The sequence below is a fragment of the Aerococcus viridans genome (assembly GCF_002871935.1).
Lineage (GTDB): Bacteria > Bacillota > Bacilli > Lactobacillales > Aerococcaceae > Aerococcus > Aerococcus viridans_B.
In genome coordinates this window covers 1-18783 of record NZ_PNHQ01000003.1, presented here as the reverse complement: position 1 = coordinate 18783, position 18783 = coordinate 1, and the positions used below count along the sequence as shown (strand labels likewise).

The 18783-nt window shown below is 37.4% G+C and carries 15 protein-coding genes; all 15 read left to right on the top strand.

The genetic code is table 11. The features are described from left to right. Positions 1-129: 129 nt before the first annotated feature. The 15 genes from CJ191_RS01720 (at position 130) to CJ191_RS01650 (ending at position 18013) form a co-directional block, all read left to right on the top strand. A complete protein-coding gene (locus CJ191_RS01720) occupies positions 130-1134 on the top strand; it encodes a Gfo/Idh/MocA family protein (protein ID WP_102198794.1) in 1005 nt (334 codons plus the stop codon). A gap of 261 nt (positions 1135-1395) precedes the next feature. Next, positions 1396-1869, top strand: coding sequence for a hypothetical protein (locus CJ191_RS01715; RefSeq protein ID WP_102198793.1), 474 nt, complete (start codon positions 1396-1398; stop codon positions 1867-1869). Positions 1870-2219: 350 nt separating this feature from the next. Beyond that, positions 2220-2897, top strand: a complete 678-nt coding sequence (locus CJ191_RS01710; protein ID WP_102198792.1) for a phosphoribosylaminoimidazolesuccinocarboxamide synthase — start codon at positions 2220-2222, stop codon at positions 2895-2897. Positions 2898-2910: 13 nt separating this feature from the next. Then, the gene (locus CJ191_RS01705) at positions 2911-6564 is read left to right on the top strand and encodes a phosphoribosylformylglycinamidine synthase (protein WP_102198791.1); all 3654 of its coding nucleotides are present in this window, start codon (positions 2911-2913) and stop codon (positions 6562-6564) included. A gap of 9 nt (positions 6565-6573) precedes the next feature. After that, positions 6574-7053 (top strand): 5-(carboxyamino)imidazole ribonucleotide mutase, encoded by a 480-nt coding sequence (gene purE, locus CJ191_RS01700; protein WP_070468207.1) that lies wholly within the window; start codon positions 6574-6576, stop codon positions 7051-7053. Positions 7054-7064: 11 nt separating this feature from the next. Beyond that, positions 7065-8315: an amidophosphoribosyltransferase gene (locus CJ191_RS01695; RefSeq protein WP_102198790.1), complete on the top strand. Its 1251-nt coding sequence runs from the start codon at positions 7065-7067 to the stop codon at positions 8313-8315. Between the two features lie 9 nt (positions 8316-8324). Next, positions 8325-9350, top strand: a complete 1026-nt coding sequence (gene purM, locus CJ191_RS01690) for a phosphoribosylformylglycinamidine cyclo-ligase (protein ID WP_070468205.1) — start codon at positions 8325-8327, stop codon at positions 9348-9350. Then, complete coding sequence (gene purN, locus CJ191_RS01685; RefSeq protein WP_070468204.1) at positions 9347-9910, top strand: phosphoribosylglycinamide formyltransferase; 564 nt, start codon at positions 9347-9349, stop codon at positions 9908-9910. The genes purM and purN overlap by 4 nt, the downstream gene beginning before the upstream one ends. A 23-nt stretch (positions 9911-9933) precedes the next feature. Beyond that, the gene (gene purH / locus CJ191_RS01680) at positions 9934-11454 is read left to right on the top strand and encodes a bifunctional phosphoribosylaminoimidazolecarboxamide formyltransferase/IMP cyclohydrolase (RefSeq protein ID WP_102198789.1); all 1521 of its coding nucleotides are present in this window, start codon (positions 9934-9936) and stop codon (positions 11452-11454) included. Between the two features lie 17 nt (positions 11455-11471). Then, positions 11472-12716, top strand: a complete 1245-nt coding sequence (purD, locus tag CJ191_RS01675; RefSeq protein WP_070468202.1) for a phosphoribosylamine--glycine ligase — start codon at positions 11472-11474, stop codon at positions 12714-12716. A gap of 201 nt (positions 12717-12917) precedes the next feature. Continuing rightward, a complete protein-coding gene (locus CJ191_RS01670) occupies positions 12918-13367 on the top strand; it encodes a MarR family winged helix-turn-helix transcriptional regulator (protein ID WP_180960913.1) in 450 nt (149 codons plus the stop codon). A 29-nt stretch (positions 13368-13396) separates the two neighbouring features. Further along, positions 13397-15172, top strand: coding sequence for an ABC transporter ATP-binding protein (locus CJ191_RS01665; RefSeq protein WP_070468201.1), 1776 nt, complete (start codon positions 13397-13399; stop codon positions 15170-15172). Beyond that, positions 15165-16928 (top strand): ABC transporter ATP-binding protein, encoded by a 1764-nt coding sequence (locus CJ191_RS01660; RefSeq protein WP_257994098.1) that lies wholly within the window; start codon positions 15165-15167, stop codon positions 16926-16928. Before CJ191_RS01665 ends, CJ191_RS01660 begins: the two co-directional genes overlap by 8 nt. Positions 16929-17456: 528 nt before the next feature. Further along, complete coding sequence (locus tag CJ191_RS01655; protein WP_070468199.1) at positions 17457-17753, top strand: rhodanese-like domain-containing protein; 297 nt, start codon at positions 17457-17459, stop codon at positions 17751-17753. After that, entirely contained in the window at positions 17753-18013 is a 261-nt protein-coding gene (locus CJ191_RS01650) for a metal-sensitive transcriptional regulator (RefSeq protein ID WP_070468198.1), read from the top strand. The genes CJ191_RS01655 and CJ191_RS01650 overlap by 1 nt, the downstream gene beginning before the upstream one ends. Positions 18014-18783: the final 770 nt, after the last annotated feature.

Below are 18783 nucleotides of genomic sequence, written 5' to 3'. Positions count from 1 at the left end.
TATTTGAAATAAAAATGCACTTTACATCAAATAGCGCTAGAATTTATAGGTTTAGACGCTTATAATTAGCTATCAGAAGAATGTTGATACCGAATTCTACGGTATTTTCAGGTTTATGGAGGAGCAGATATGAAATTAGGGATAGCGGGAACTGGGAAAGTTGTGGCGCAATTTTTGCCAGTAATTGCCGAGTTACCAGAAATTCAAGTAACAGCAATTAATTCAACACCCAAAAGTGTTGATAAGGCTATAGCCTTTCAAAAGCAATATGGTATTGATCAAGTATATAGTGATTATAATCAATTTTTGATGAAAGCAGATATCGATACGGTATATGTTGCCGTCATTAATAACTTACATTTTCCTTTTGCGAAGGAAGCATTACTTCATGGTAAGCATGTTATCTGTGAGAAACCTTTCACGATGTCACAAAAGGAATTAATCGAATTAGAACGACTATCTATTGACTATGATTTAGTATTGGCTGAGGCTGTAACAGGTCAATTTGTCGAAAATTATGGTAAAATCCGTGAACTTTTACCACTTATTGGTGATATTAAGTTAATTGAATGCAATTTCTCAAAATATTCGAGTAAGTATGATGCTTTCACAGCAGGGAACATTTTGCCGGCCTTTGATATCAAAAATGGTGGCGGTGCCTTGATGGATTTAAATTCATCCAATATACATTTTGTCGTTGGTTTAATCGGTAGACCAAAGAAAGTGGCTTACTACCCCAACATTGAAAATGGGATTGATACATCTGGTGTGTTGATCATGGACTATGGCTACGCAAAAGCCGTATGTATGGCTTCAAAGGATTCTACAGGGAAAAACGGGGCAACAATTCAAGGGACGAAAGGTACTATCAGGGTAAATAGTGCAACGAATAGGGTCACATCATTTGATATCTGGACAAATGACGGGTATACAGACCACTTTGAATTAAATACATACGACCATAAGATGGGTGCAGAATTTGAGATTTTTGCCAATTGGATTGATCACGGTGATACGACGTTTGCAGAAGAGCACTTAGCCCAAAGTTTAACTGTCATGGAAGTTTTAGACATGGCTATCGCAGATTCAGACCTCAAAGAAGACCCTCTTTGGGAGCCAAAACTGACATTTTAATTAGGTAAGATGTCATGCCTTTATTTAATTTTCTTTGGAATATAATGGGAAAAGCTTAGTTTATGCAACATAGAAAATGCCACAAGGAAACATTTAAGTTTTGACCTATATTTTAATGATTCTGCCAATTGCTATGACCGTTGAGTTTAGAGAGATGACGATAGCTTGATAATGAATTGGCCTTTTTAGTTACTAAGTTTATGATCAGCTTATGTTACAATAAGGATAGTAATGAATTTAGAGGATAAACGGAGGAATACCATGCCATCAATTGAACCAATTTTAGAGAAAATGTTTAAAGATAAGAAAGTACCCGTTAAGAAGAATAAATTCAATGAAGACCAAGTTGTTTTCTCAGGTGCTTACCGTATTGCTGAAGATAAAACGATTCCTTTTAACGTCGTAGCACGTGAGTTTAAAGAAGGTTCATCCGTAACGGAATACCAAATTACTTATCGTAAACTAGTCCAAGTTGAAGATTTCAACAATCAAACAAAAGCTTTAGCTGTTATTAATGAAATTAACTTAAAACGTGCAGGCTACTATACCTTGATTTTGACTGGTGACGGAGAAATTTATCTACGCTTATTATCAAGAACAACTGAAGATCCACAATTATTATATGAATTAATGGTCTTTGGTTCAGCGACCGCACGCCTTGTTTACCCTGAATTAGAAGAGAAGATCAATGGGAAAAAGGTACAAGTCCTACAAACACAACCTAAAGCTGAATAATAAAGGAAACAAATTCAATAGGAACCACCTAAAAATGGATGCCAAACCGGCTTTCGTTTTAGGTGGTTTTTTACTTGTATTAATTATTTGCAGCAAACATAAAAAGTACAATTCAGATACAATTTTGTAAAATGAATTAAAATATTAACATTTATCGTATGGTTGAATTAGAATGTTCGTTTTTAATTCGAGAAATACGGTGTTTTACGATATTTTTATTTTAAATGTTCATCTTTTGCTTGAGTTTATACAAAAATTCCTTTAAGGTAGTCATATGATTATCCGAAAAACGAATATTCATAAATAATTCAGTGGAAACGTATGTTTTTTAAAAGGAGCGGTTTTTAGTAATGCTTATTTATACAGGAAAAACAAAAAATTTATGCCAAGATGATAACGGCCAATATTATTTCCAATTTAAAGACGATGTTACGGGTAAAGATGGGGTATTTGATCCAGGTGAGAATCAAGTTGGCGCAACAATTGAAGGATCAGGTCATAGTAATGTTGTGCTTTCAACATACTTTTTTGAATTATTTAAAGAAAAACAAATTCCCACACATTATATTTCTTCAAATACAACAGAGAATACGATGCAAATTAAAAAAGCTTCTGTCTTTGGAGAAGGATTAGAAGTGATTTGTCGGTTTAAAGCAGTAGGGAGCTTTATTAGACGTTACGGTGCTTATATTGAATCTGGTACGCCACTTGATGCCTATGTTGAATTCACTTTAAAAGATGATGACCGTCAAGATCCATTAATTACGCAAGACGCGCTTGAACAATTAAATATTTTAAAAGCTGGCGAATACGAACAATTAAAAAAACTAACTCAAGATATCTCATTGGTGATTAAAGAAGCTTTGGCGGATAAAGGATTAACATTATATGATATCAAATTGGAATTTGGTCGCTTAGAAGGTAGTGATGAAATTATTTTAATTGATGAAATTTCAGGCGGAAATATGCGTGTTTATAAAGGCGATGAGTATATTGAACCTTTAGCCTTAGTTCATTACTTTGAATAAGTGGAGGACCGAAATGCAAGTCATTACAAAAAATAATGCCCAATTTGATGTTGAAGGACAAAAGTATAGAAAAGAAGCAGTAGAATTCCTTCAGTTTGATGAAAACACTGAGATTACTTTTTATAATCTGTACCAATTTGAAAACACTTCTAAAGTAGCATTGGAACAGATTCAACACGCTTTATTTGATACAGAAAAATTAAGCTTTATTGAGACTATACCAGCAGCTGATTATACCTTTCGCTACCGCCAAGTAACGGGCCAGTATAATGAAAATGAACAAATGATGAACGAAATGATTCAACACATACTTGGCTTAAGTGAAGTTAAAGTCTTCCATTCAAAAGTAGTGACCTTAAATCATGTAAGCCAAGATCAAGGTCAAAAATTTGAAAACTACCTTATTAATCCAGTGGAAAACACGGTTATTGCTATGGATGAACCCCCATTTGAAATTCATCCATCATCAACAACAGAGTTAGAAGAAGTGTCAGGCTTCACTGAAATGACTCAAGCAGAATTGTTAGATTTAGGCAAGCATTTCTCAATGGATTTAGATGATTTACGCTTTTGCCAAACTTACTTTAAATCTGAAAACCGTAATCCTAACCTAACAGAACTTAAAGTGATTGACACTTATTGGTCGGATCACTGTCGTCATACGACTTTTAACACGCAGATTGACATTGTCACTATTGACGCTGGTCAATATGAACCGCTTTTCAAAGCTGCTTTAAATGATTATTTAGAAAAAAGAGCCCAATTAGGTCGAACAGATCGACCAATTACTTTAATGGACTTAGGTACAATCCAAAGTCGCTACCTACGTGAAAATGGTATCTTGGACAACGTGGAAATCTCTCCAGAAGTCAATGCTTGTGCTTTAGAAATTAAAGTAGATGTAGATGGCACTGAAGAAGATTGGATTCTATATTTCAAAAATGAAACCCATAATCACCCAACTGAGATTGAACCATTTGGTGGTGCATCTACCTGTGTTGGCGGTGGGGTTCGTGACCCATTATCAGGTAGAAGTTGGGTATATCAAGGTATGCGTATTTCGGGTGCTAAAGATCCTAATATACCATTTGAAGACACATACCCAGAGAAATTGCCACAAAGAACAATTTCAAAACGGGCCTTAGAAGGTAATAGTGATTATGCGAATCAAATCGGACTGACTGGTGGTTATGCTGAAGAAATTTATCACCCAGGATATGAAGCCAAACGATTAGAGACAGGGGCTTTGATTTCAGCAGCCCCAAAGGATCATATTGTACGGGAAGCACCAGTTGTTGGAGATAAGATTATTTTATTAGGTGGCCGTACTGGCCGTGATGGTTTAGGGGCTGCAGTCGGTTCTTCACAAATTCAAACAGAACAATCACTAGAAAATGCCGGGGCTGAAGTGCAGAAGGGTGCAGCAGCAATTGAAAGAAAAATTACCCGCTTATTTAGAAGAGAGGAAGCCACACGCTTAATCAAACGCTGTAATGACTTTGGTGCTGGTGGTATTTCTGTTGCAGTAGGAGAACTTGCAGATGGTTTAAACATTCAACTAGATGATGTACCAGTGAAATATCCAGGTATGCATGGTGGTGAAATTGCCCTTTCTGAATCACAAGAACGTATGGCTGTTGTTGTAGCTGAAAAGGATATTGAAGCCTTTTTAAGCTATTGTACTGAAGAAGATGTCGAATCTACTGTTATTGCATCAGTAACAGAAAATGACCGTATGCAAATGACTTGGGCTGGTCAGCAAATTATTGATTTAAGTAGAAGTTTTTTAGATTCTAACGGCGCTGCTAAGCATGCGAATGCTATTTTGACGCAACCAACAAGTATTTTTAAAAATGATGTTCACTCGGATACGACTTGGAATGAAGCGTCATTAAATGCCTATATGTCTACTTTAAATAGAGCAGGTCAAAAAGCTATGGCTGAACAATTTGATGGTTCTATTGGTCGTGCTTCTGTCCTCTTCCCATTTGGTGGTAGATACCGTTCTACACCTGAATTAGGTATGGTATCTAAACTACCAGTACACGGCGGTAAAACAACCACCACGTCTGGTATGGCTTATGGTTTTGATCCTTATCTTTCTGAGCAATCGCCATTCCATGGTGGGTTCTATTCAGTGATTGAATCGGTTAGCCGGATGGTGGCTTTAGGTTTTGACTATAAAGATTTACGATTATCTTTCCAAGAATTCTTTGAAAACTTGAAGGATGACCCTAAACGTTGGGGAAAACCAATGTTATCTCTATTGGGTGCTAATCTGGCTATGTCTGGCTTAACTTTAGCAAGTATCGGTGGTAAAGATTCTATGTCAGGCAGTTTTGAGGATATCGATGTCCCACCAACCTTATTATCTTTTGCAGTTGCACAAGGGCATATTGATGAAGTTGTCTCACGACCGTTTAAGCAAGTAGGGTCCAAAGTCGTTTTAATCGAAAATCCGTTACAAGATGATTTCACGATTGATTTACAAAAAGAAAAAGAAATCTATGAAACGATTCATCAATTGGCTAAAGGGGATGCTCTACTGGCAGCTTCTACTGTTGGTTTTAATGGCATGTTAAAAGACCTCATTGAAATGTCTTATGGGAATGGTATTTCTGTTCAAGTGTCAGAAACTTTAACCAACCGTTTAGCTGAACCGTTAATGGGTGCCTTTATTTTAGAATTAGCTGATGATCCAGCAACGCTATTAGCAGATATCCCTTATCAAGTGATTGGTCAGACACAAGCAGATGATATCCAAATTGCTGGACAAAATTATTCAGTGCAGGCAATTGAAGCAGCGTCAAATGAAGTTTTCGCCTCCGTATTTGATCAAACTGAAAATACCGCGCGTGAATTACCAACAACACTATCTAAAACGAATGCTTCGACTACAGTTGATAAAACAACGAAAGATGTTCAAGCATTCATACCAGTTTTATATGGTACGAATGGGGAATTTGATTTGCAGTTTGCTTTAGAAGCGGCTGGATTTAATTGTCAAATGATGGTCATTGCAGATTCGTCTCATGAAAAATTTGAACAATCTATTCAAGTATTTATTAAACATTTAAAAGAGAGCCAGCTATTAGCCTTACCAAATGGTGCAGTTTTTGGTAACCAAACTGATGAAGAAGGGCGTGCTTGGGAGTTAATTTTAACAAGACCGGATGTGCGTCAAGCAATTGAAGCACATTTACAAGCTAATCGCTTGATTACAGGTAATGGGGCTGCTTTCTCCGCTTTAATCCGTACAGGGTTAATTGAATTTGGAGAAGTCACAGGTCATTCAGCTATCCGCATATTACCTAACAAAAACGGTAAATTTATTTCTGATTTATATACTGGTCAAGTGCTTTCTGAAAATAGCCCGTTCACTAAGGGGCAAGGTAATCAAACCTATACAGCACCCATTGCAACTGCATTTGGGCGCGTAGATTTAGGAGAGGCCAGTTCAAAAATGAAAGCCCATGGGCAAGTTGTTGCTGGTTTTAAAACTTATTTTGCAGAAGAAAATATTGATGCGTTAACCAGTCCAAATGGTCTAGTATTTGGTTCTATTTCTTCATTTGAAAGAAGTGGAGAAGACTTATTCCAAAATGTGCCTAGTCAAGGCGAAAATCAATTTTTAAAACAAGCTTTTGCATATTTACAAGCCAAATAGGAGGATTTTATGTTCGTTAGAATTATTATGGGTAGTTCAAGTGATGTTGAAATTGCTCGAAAAGTAACTAGTAACTTAAGTAAATTTGAAATTCCTTATCAAGTATCCGTGATTTCTGCCCACCGTGCTTTAGATGATTTACAAGCCTTAGTTGGTCAAGATGATGCGGATGTCTATATTGGGATTGCTGGTAAAGCAGCCCATTTACCGGGTGTGATTGCAGGTATGACTATTAAACCAGTGATTGGTGTACCTGTTAAATCTTCTACGTTGTCTGGCTTAGACGCTTTATTATCCATCGTTCAAATGCCAAAAGGTGTACCAGTAGCTACAGTTGCCTTAGATGGTGGTGAAAATGCGGCAATACTGGCTACACAAATTCTAGCAGTTCAAGACCAAGATTTAAGTCAAAAATTAGCAGCTTATAAAAAAGAATTAAGTGCTGGTGTTCGTGATATGAACAATGAAGCAGCTGTTCAAGCATTGTAGTAGGTGAGTAAATGAGTGGTATTTTAGGTATCTATAGCTTCAAGGCTATCGAAGCTTTTCCACACCTATATTACGGTCTGTATGCCTTACAACATCGCGGTCAAGCTGCTGTTGGAATGGGAACAATTTTACCTAATGGGGAGGTAGCACTTCTCCGTAAAAATGGGCTAATTAGTGAACATTTTGGTGCTGGTTTAATTGAGCATATGGCGGGTAACAAGGGGATTGGATTTGTCCAATATCCCTTTGAAGACCGTGAAAGTGAACCAATGCCGTTTTTTGATAAAGGGGCTTTAATGGCGATTGATGGAGAAATTGAAAATCCCGATTTCACTTTTCAAGCCTGTATTGACACATTAGGGAAAGATGTGGAAGAAATTAAGGCTTATCTAGAACGATTAGTCGGGAAATTTACGTTAATTTACATGAATAAAGACCGCTTCATTGCTTACAAACATCTAGATGGTGTGAAACCTTTAGCGATTGGGAAGATGGACGATATGATTATTGCTAGTTCGGAAACCGCTGCTATTGATAGTATTGCTGGACAAGTGATTCGTGAAATTCAACCGGGTGAGTTATTTGTGCAAACTAAATCACAAAGTATTTCTTATTACTTATCAGCAAATATGGAAGCAACTGAAAACCTGGACGCTTTTGAATTTATTTATACTGCCCGCCCTGATTCGATTTTGGATGGGATTTCTGTATATGATGCGCGTTACCGTTTAGGTGAAATTTTGTGGCAGGAAGATCAATTACGTAAAGGTGTGGTCATTGGTGCGCCTGAATCGGGTATCATTTCTGCATTGGGCTATGCAAATGCTTCCGGTTTACCTTACCAACAAGGTTTCGTTCGTAACCGCTATATTGGTAGAACTTTTATTCAATCTTCTCAAGTTATTCGAGAGCGCGATATTGAAATTAAACTAACGCCTATTAAAAGTATTGTGGCTAATAGAGAGATTATCTTAGTAGATGATTCTATTGTACGTGGTTCAACGATTAAACGGACGGTCAATACGTTAAAAGAGGCTGGGGCAAGTAAAATCCATGTCCGAATTGCTGCACCGCCAGTTGTAAAGGATGAATCGATGACGGTAGATATTCCAGATAAACAGCAACTAGTAGCTTATAACCGTAGTGTTGATGAAGTAAGAGACCTTATTGGTTGTGATAGTTTGAAATATATTAGTTTAGATGGGTTCCACCGCGCTATCGGACGAAATAAACTTTATGAATCTTATTTTACTGAAGAGTAGGAGAGAAAAATGGGATTAGATTATAAGTCTGCTGGTGTAAATAAAGAGGCTGGCTACCAGCAAGTGCAATTAATTAAAGACATGATGAAAGCCACTTATACAGATCAGGTGATGACTGAAACAGGCGGCTTTTCAGGTATGGTTGAACTCAGCGCCCATAAAGTGAAAGAACCGGTCCTTGTTTCAGGAACGGATGGCGTAGGGACTAAGTTAATGATTGCACAAGCCTTGGGTATTCATGATACCGTGGGCATTGATTTAGTTGCTATGTGTGTCAATGACATCATTTGCCAAGGTGCTAAGCCTTTATTTTTCCTAGATTATATTGCTACAGGTAAATTGATTCCTGAGAAGATGGCTAACATTGTTGAAGGTGTCGCGAATGGTTGTAAGCAAGCTGGTGCTGCCTTAATCGGTGGAGAAACAGCTGAAATGCCAGGTATGTATAGCGAGGATGAATATGACCTTGCTGGATTTGCAGTGGGGCTAGTAGATAAGCAGCAAATAATCACAGGAAAAGATATTAAAGCTGGTGATATTGCGATTGGCTTACCATCTTCAGGTGTACATAGTAATGGTTTTTCTTTAGTTAGAGCGATATTAGCGAAGAATAATATGACTTTTGACCATCCATATCCAAATACTGACCAAACTATTGGGCAAGTATTATTAACACCTACTAAAATCTATGCGAAAGATATTTTAGCGCTAATTGAAGCAGTTACCATTAAAGGGTTAGCCCATATCACTGGTGGTGGTTTATTTGAAAATATCCCACGTGTACTACCAGAAGGATTAGGTCTAACTGTTCAACGTGAAAAAATGCCAAGTTTACCTATTTTTGAATATTTACAAGAACTTGGTCAAATTACTGATGAGGAAATGTTTGCAACCTTTAATATGGGGGTCGGTATGGTGATTTTTGTTGATCCATCTGATTTAGATACGGCTTTGAAGGTGTTAGCAGATAATGACGCAAAAGCTTTTATATTAGGTCAGGTGAATGTGCAAGAGGCTGAGGTAAGTTTTGTATGATCAAAATTGGTGTATTAATCTCTGGAAATGGTACAAATCTGCAAGCGGTGATGGATGCTTGTCGTTTGGGAATTTTACCAGCAGAAGTAGCTGTTGTGATTTCTAATCAGGCAGATGCTTATGGATTGAAAAGAGCGGAAATGGCGGGTATTGATCATTTATATGCCAATGATGATCAGAAAATTTTAGCTAGCTTGAAAAACCATCAAGTGGATATTGTTGTCTTGGCTGGTTACTTAAAGCTTATTTCTAAAGAGTTGGTTCAAGCTTTTGAAGGCCGGATGATAAACATTCATCCCTCATTAATTCCTGCATTTTCAGGTAAGGGATATTATGGATTAAAAGTCCATCAAGCAGTGATTGATCGAGGCGTTAAAGTAACAGGGGCTACAGTACATTTAGTGGATGAACGGTTTGATGAGGGAAAGATACTCATTCAAGAACCTGTTCAAGTTTTAGCAAGTGATGATGCCAAAAGTTTACAAGCAAGCGTTTTAAAAGTAGAGCATCGCATATTAATTACAGCGATTGCTGATTTAATTCAAGAAATGAATAAATAATACGGAAACATAAGGAGATATGTATGAAAAGAGCTTTAATTTCTGTTTATGATAAGACTGGTATTGTAGCATTTGCAGAAAAATTAGATCAACTAGGATGGGAAATCATTTCTACTGGCGGGACAAAAACCTTACTAGAGGAAGCTGGTATCAAGGTAATTGCTGTTGAAGAAGTGACTAACTCTCCTGAGATTTTAGAAGGCCGTGTAAAGACCTTACATCCTCATGTTCATGGCGGTATTCTTTTTAATCGTGATATCGCCAGTCATCAAGCAACTGTAGATGAAATGGGTATTCATGCCATTGATATGGTGGTGAATAGTTTATACCCATTTGAAGAAACAGTGAAGAATGGCGTAGCAAGTAAAGCAGAAATTATTGAAAAAATTGATGTCGGTGGACCTTCAATGATTCGTGCAGCTGCTAAAAATTATAAAGATGTGTTAATTGTTACCGCTACTGAGGATTATGAGCGAGTAGCTGATGCTTTGGAAAATGACCAAAATACGCTTGAATTACGCGAAAGTTTAGCTGCAAAAGCTTTTAGATTAACAGCTTTTTATGATGCCATGATTGCTGAATACTTTACAGCTGAAACAAATGAACAATTTCCAGAGTTATTCACTAAGGGATACCGCTATAAAGAGTTATTGCGTTATGGTGAAAATCCTCATCAAGCAGCGGTTTATTATGAAAGCCCGCTAGAAGAGGATTTTGATTTAGAACAACTTCATGGTAAACAGATTTCTTACAATAATTATAATGACATGCGGGCAAATATGGACTTAGTGCAAGAATTTGATGAACCAGTGTGTGTGGCTGTTAAACATGCAAATCCTTGTGGGGTAGCGGTTGGAAAAACACCTGCTGAAGCTTATCAAAAAGCCTTTGAAGGTGATCCTATTTCCATTTTTGGTGGTATTATCGGCTTTAACCGTACGGTTGATGCAGAAACTGCTGATCAGTTAGCTAGAATTTTCTTAGAAATTATTGTGGCTCCTGACTTCACTGAAGAAGCGTTTGCTATTTTAAGTAAGAAAAAGAATATTCGTTTAGTGAAGTCCACTAAATTAGGTGAATTCAAAGGTAAAAAGACCACCTATAAAGAAACAGTAGGTGGATTATTACTTCAAGATAAAGATTTAAGTATTTATGGTGAAGATGGGATCGTATTGAAATCTGACCGCCAAGTAACGGATAAAGAGTTAGAAGATATGGACTTTGCTTGGAAGGTGGCGAAACACTGTGCATCAAACGCTATGGTTATTGCTAAAGATAAACAAACCTTAGCGCTAGGCCATGGGGAAGTGCGTCGTGTCTGGGCTTTAGAAGATGCACTAGAGCGGTCTGAATTCCCATTAGCTGGCGCTGTCGTTGCTTCTGATGGTTTCTTCTTCCCAGATACCATTGATACTTTACATGAATATGGCATCAAAGCGATTGTTCAACCGGGTGGATCAGTACAAGATGAAAAAGTCATCGAAGCAGCTAAAGCTTATGATATTTCAGTATTGTTCACAGGTATGCGTCATTTTAAACACTAATAAGCTGAGGAGATATCATGAAAATTCTAATTATTGGTGCGGGTGGTAGAGAACATGCGATTGCTTGGAAATTGTCTCAGTCTAAGCGACCAGTTGATATTTTTATTGCACCTGGAAATGCGGGGACGGCTAGCGACTTTACGAATGTTGATATTGACGTGATGGATTTCGATCATTTAGTGAAATTTGCCTTATCTGAGCATATTGAACTAGTGATTGTAGGTCCAGAAGATCCCTTAAGTGCGGGCATTGTTGATGCCTTCCAAGCGGTTGATATTCCTATTTTTGGTCCTAACCAAAAGAGTGCTCGACTTGAAGCGAGTAAGGATTTTACCAAACAATTTTTGAATAGGTATCAAATTCCGACCGCTCAATCATTTACTACAGATAATTATTTGGAAGCCAAGGATTATATCAGCCAGTCTGCTTTACCGATTGTGATTAAAGCGGATGGCTTATGTAAAGGGAAGGGCGTTGTGATTTGTCAAACTTTTGAAGAAGCAGATGCCACTTTGAAGGATATGTTGCTCGATCAAAGTTTTGGTACTAGCGGTAGCCAGGTCGTGATTGAAGATTATCTAGAGGGGCATGAGCAGTCATTATTGTGTTTTGTGTCGAATAACAGATTAGTGCCCATGGATACAGCCCAAGATTATAAAAAGGCCTTTGATGGTGATTTAGGTCCTAATACAGGTGGTGTGGGGGTTTATTCCACACCAGACAATGAAGATGACGTCCTACAAGCTAAGATAAATGCTATTTTAGGTCAAATTGAAGCTGGATTAGTGGCGGAAGATTTTGCTTTTTATGGGATTTTATTTATCGGTTTTATGATTCAAGATGGCGAACCAATGGTACTTGAATTTAACGTCCGTTTTGGAGACCCTGAAACAGAAGTATTGTTACCGAGATTAGAGAGTGACTTATTGACAGTCTTTGAAAAAACGCTAGATGGGACTTTGGATTCAGCTGATTTGACTTGGTCTAATCAAGCAGCTGTCGGTGTTGTGTTGTATTCAAAAGGTTATCCTGGACCCTATGACAATCATCAATTGATTCAAGCCTTACCTGATGATGCCCTTATTTTCCATAATGGGACATCCAGAGACGAAAAAGGGCAATTGCTGACCAACGGTGGGCGAGTATTAACTCCCGTTGCCTTAGCGGATGATCTTCAAACAGCACGGCAAGCAGTATATGATGTGGTTGCAGAAATCCATGGGAAATCCTTAACTTACCGGACAGATATTGCTTTACTTTAAAATTGAATACTTTTCATGAAACTAGTATATGGTGTCTATGCCTTTGGGTAAGCATGATGTACTAGTTTTTGCTATTATTTTACCCATGAAAAAACTGACAAAAAAATGGTATTTTAGAAACTTTTATTTTGACATTGATTTGAGTCTTAGTATAATAGTTAGCGTGCGAACTATATATCAATGATAGAGAAGGTGACAAGAATGAAAGATGAGCATCAGCCAATGTACATAGGTGGCTTGCTAAGGGAGTTAACAATTGCAGTCCATCGAAATATTGGTGTCGAACTTAGTGAGCACGAATTGGGAGATATGAAGGGTCCGCAATCAATGGCTTTGGGTTATATTATCCATGCATCTACCAAAGATGAGCTGTATGTGAAAGACCTGGAAAAATATATGAAGATTCGTAAATCAACAGCTTCTGAATTGGTGAGCCGATTAGAGAAGAATGGGTATGTGAGAACGGAGAAATCACAAAAAGATGGTCGTTTAAAAAGACTCATTGTGACAGAGGAAGGGCATGAGGCCCATGACCGCATTCTCTATTTACTACAGGAAGTAGACGATAGACTAGTTGCTGGTTTATCACAAGAAGAAGTCGACACATTTGTTCGTATATTGAACAAATTAATTCAAAATATGCAATCTTAAGATAGGTTGTGATTAGGGGGAAATGAAAGGTGCTAAAACTATTAGCAAAAGCAAATAAAAAGGAAAGACTGCTTGCTTTACTAAGCTTGTTACTGATTATGCTGCAAGTTTATTTAGAGTTAGAAATCCCTGACTACATGTCAGAAATTACAGCGTTACTACAGATGCCAGATACGGTGACTTCAGATATTTGGGAACCTGGGTTGGTAATGGTTGGTTTATCATTAGCTTCCTTTGCCTCTGCTATATTGGTAGGTTACTTTGCCGCACGAATTGCAGCCAGTTTAACTGCCCGTATTCGTGGTGAAGTTTTTGATACGGTGATGAGTTATTCAGCTAATGAGATTAATCAGTTCTCTGTACCAAGTTTAGTGACGCGTTCTACCAATGATTTGACACAAATTCAAATGTTAATTGCCTTAGGTCTTCAAGTGGTATTACGTGGACCAATCATGTCTATCTGGGCGATTGCCAAAATTTCCGGTCAAAACTGGCAATGGTCAGTGACGACAGCAGCTGCTGTTGTTGTCTTACTCATTATGATTAGCTTTATTATGTATTTTGCAGTACCGCGTTTCAAAAAAATTCAAACCATGACTGATAACCTAAATGCGGTAACGCGTGAAAACTTAACTGGTTTACGTGTCATCCGGGCGTATAATGCAGAAGATTACCAAAATAAAAAATTTGCTAAAGCCAATGATGATTTAACCAATACACAAATCTTTGTCAACCGGATTATGGGGATTATGCAACCAGGGATGACTTTAGTCTCTAATGGGCTAACTTTAGCGGTTTACTGGACAGGTGCTTATCTAATTGCGGATGCAGCACAAGGGCCAGAGCAAATTGACTTATTCTCTGACATGGTTGTATTCACATCCTACGCTATGCAAGTGATTATTGGTTTCTTATTAATGATTATGATCTTTATGCTTCTACCTCGTGCCATTGTTTCAGCAAATCGGATTAACGAAGTGTTAGATTTAATACCTTCAATCGCTTTTAATTCGGATAGTATTGAAACAAGTGAACAAGGTAGTGTTGAATTTAAAAACGTCACGTTTAAATACGGTGATGATGCTAAACCCGCCCTTAAAGATATTGACTTTAAAGTCAACAAGGGTGAAACCTTAGCCATTATTGGTTCAACTGGTTCTGGTAAATCAACATTAATCCAAATGATTCCACGTTTATATGACGTTTCTGAAGGGCAAGTATTGGTTGATGGGCAAGATGTTAAAGATTTTGACCATATGACTTTGAATAATATTGTGGGTTATATGCCGCAAAAACCAGTTCTTTTCTCAGGGACTATTCGTTCAAATATGAACCTTGGTGAAAGTAATGAACATTTAGAAGATGAAGCATTAACAGACGAAGAAATTTGGTATGCACTAGATACTGCACAAGCGAGAGACTTTGTTGAGAGTGAGCCAGACCGGTTAGATACCCGTGTTGCTCAAGGAGGTAATAACTTCTCTGGTGGTCAAAAACAACGTTTAGGGATTGCTCGCGTGCTTGCGCGTAAACCAGAGATTCTGATCTTTGATGATTCATTCTCTGCATTAGATTACCAGACAGATAAGACATTGCGTGCCATTTTAGCGGAAAGAATGGCTGACACGACAAAAATCATTGTGGCGCAACGTATTTCAACGATTATGGATGCAGATGAGATTTTAGTTCTAGACCGTGGAGAAATTGTTGGTCGCGGTAAACATCAAACGTTATTGGCAGAAAATAAAGTATATCAAGAGATTGCTTATTCACAATTATCAGAGGAGGAATTAGCAAATGCGTAAGAAAAAAGATGCAAATCAACCTTCATTGATGGTGAATATGATGAAATATGCCAAGGAATATAGATGGCCCTTTGTTGTGGCAGTTATCCTAGCAATGGGTGGCTCTATAGCATCTATTATCGGTCCTGACCGGTTAGGGGATATGACGGATAAGATTACAGAAGGGTTGATGTCACCGGATGGGATTGACTTGGCGGCAGTTTCAAAAATTGCCATAACCCTTGTGATTATCTATGTAATTGGGGCCATATTCACTTATATTCAAACTTTTGTGATGGCAACGATCATTCAAAAGTTTTCAAGAAAGTTACGGAAGAATGTATCTGATAAAATTGACCGCTTGACTTTACGTTATTTTGATAGTCATAGTCACGGGGACACTTTAAGTCGGGTAACCAACGACTTGGATTTGGTTGGTCAGTCCTTAAACCAAACCATGTCTTCATTCATACCATCTGTGACTTTATTGATTGGGACTTTGGTGATGATGTTCTACAATAATATGATGTTGACCTTCGTCACTTTAGTTTCTGTGATTATCGGATTTGTTGGCATTGTTTTAATTCTACGCCGTTCACAAGGTTATTTTATTTCACAACAAAAGAATTTAGCAAATGTGAATAGTATTGCTGAAGAGTCTTACTCTGGTCAAAGTGTGTTAACGACAATTAATGCACGTCAGCAGATGACACAAACCTTTAATGAAGCGAATGAAGCTTTGTATGATAGTGTTTGGCATGCCCAATTCCTATCAGGTATCATGCAACCCTTGATGCAATTTATTGGAAACTTCGGTTATGTGGCGGTATCTGTTGTCGGATCTATCATGGCTTTAAATGGCGATATTACCTTTGGGGTAGTGGTATCCTTTATGGTTTATGTTCGGATGTTCACCCAACCATTAGGCCAATTGTCACAATCATTTTCTTCTTTCCGATCTGCGTCAGCAGCCTTAAATCGTGTATTTGAGTTCTTAAATGAAGAGGAAATGACAGAGGATGCGAACTTATTACGTGAGTTACCAGATGTGCATGGGGATGTCACTTTTGAACATGTACACTTTGGTTATGAGGCAGACCAACCGATTATCAAAGATTTCTCAGTAGCGGCCAAATCTGGGCAAAAAATTGCAATTGTAGGACCTACAGGGGCTGGGAAGACAACCATCGTGAACTTGCTGATGAAATTCTACCCAATTGATTCAGGTGAAATTTATATTGATGGGATACCAACAAGTGACATCTCACGGGCAACTATTCATGATCAATTCTCTATGGTATTACAAGATACTTGGTTATTTGAGGGCACAATTCGTGAAAATCTAATCTTTAACCAAGAAAACATTACTGATGAGATGGTTGAACAAGCAGCTGCAGCTGTAGGTATTGATCACTTTATTAATACGCTACCTGAAGGATACGATACAGTATTGGATGATTCAGTTACTTTATCAGTTGGGCAAAAACAATTATTCACGATCGCGCGTGCTTTACTGAAAGATGCACCGCTATTGATTTTAGATGAAGCGACATCTTCGGTTGATACACGTACGGAAGTCGTTATACAAGAAGCAATGGATAAATTGATGGAAGGCAGAACATCATTTGTGATTGCGCACCGTTTATCTACTATCCGTAATGCAGATATTATTTTAGTCATGGATCACGGTAATATTATTGAACAAGGTAACCATGATGAATTAATGGCTGAAGGTGGCTTCTATGCAGATCTTTATAACAGTCAATTTGCAAAATAAAATATCACTTTAAATATTAAAATAAGAGAACAGGTTGTTAAACTTCCTGTTCTCTTATTTTTTTACTGAATTTCTATCCAAACCATAAGTTAGCTTAAGTTTTCTCCTTATTCAAACCTATTGAACGCTGTTTTGTAGTTTGGTATCCAGGTAGAAACTATCAAAAATATTATGTCACATTATGCATTATGCGCTACAAAAAACCTTTACAGAAAATACCGGTAGAGGTATAATAGGTATACGGGTTGGGGTATGTGGAGACGTAAGGACATGATATGATCAACGTCCGTTTCGGTATGATGACCTAGACAAGCGCAAAGCAAGACGCTATTAATGAGCAGTGTCATTATAGGTAGTGTAACAGGCGAAATTATCAAAAGATCAATCAATCAATTATTATCGGCTGTCACAGTGGACGACCTAGCTATATAGCAGAAAGCATACTGAAACAAAATAGCTAGCAAACTAAAATTTAGATGGCGTCTTTGCGCTTTACTCAGCAGTGAAACTAGAAAAGGGGATAACATCATGTATCATTCAATATCAATGTCAGCATTTGAACAAAAGTGGCAAAACGAGAAACTGCCTTTAGTAGACGTGAGAGAAAACAACGAATGGGAAAATGGACACCTAAATGGTGCAATCCATGTTCCTTTAAGTAATCTTTCAGCTGAAAAAAATAAATTGGATAAAAAACAAACTTACTATGTCATGTGTCATTCCGGAGCACGTTCTGCAAAGGCTTGTCAACAATTAACACAAGAAGGATACGACGTGATAAATGTAAAGGGCGGCATTTCTGCATGGAATGGAGAAATTGTTTAATGGCATACGATAAAAAAATTGTAAACCGTTTGAAACGTTCTGACGGTCAATTGCATGGTGTTTTGAATATGATTGAAGAAGGAAAAGATTGCGTGGATATTGTTACGCAATTATCAGCGGTGCGCTCTAGTATTGATCGTGCGATTAGTTTAATTGTTGCTGAAAATTTAGTAGAATGTGTGCAAGAAAATATTAAAAATGGTCGCACAGGTGAAGAGCGTATTCAACAAGCCGTTCAGTTACTAATGAAGAGTCGCTAGTCATGTGTGATGGTTCATATTACATCATAATATATTGACTTCTAAAGTATTCAAAACTTCATTGGCTTAGTATTTATTTTGTAGATACCATAATGAAAGACTATAACCCAAAATGCCAACAGATGTGTAAATTACAGTGTTGGCATTTTGGGTTTATATATTTTTTATCAATAAGTATAGGCCAATCAGGAGTAAAGATAGGGTCAAGAAACTATGGAGAATTTTTGTTGATTGAAATTCTTTGGGGTATTTTATCAGGATGATATATCCGTTAATGAGACCAGCGATAATGAGCACGATAGCAAAAATGGTTAAATACATGATGACTCCTTTATTTATAGTAGTACTTTTGTCTATTATACATGAGTATTTATCGATTTCGGTCTGAAGTATGAGGGATATGATGTGAATTTATTATTTTAGTATAAAGGTATACTTATCTATAATTTAACAGCAGAAAGGTTGATAAAATAATGAAATTATATATCAACTACTCTCTGTTAAAACAGAGAGTTTGTCCTAAACATAGTGGTTGTACAAACGATGTAATATCTCCAACCGTTTAAAGACACTAAGGGATGGTTGACTGGCACCCCATCAGTAAGCGGTCTGTAGACACTTACCGTATATTGTTTTATGTTTAATAATTTTGTATTGGCACAACTTTTTCAAACCGCGGTTTTTTCTCACTCGACAGATATCGGTGACCCAATTCTTGAATATTGATAGCTGCCACACGATCATCATTAGATTGATACCCACAATTCTGA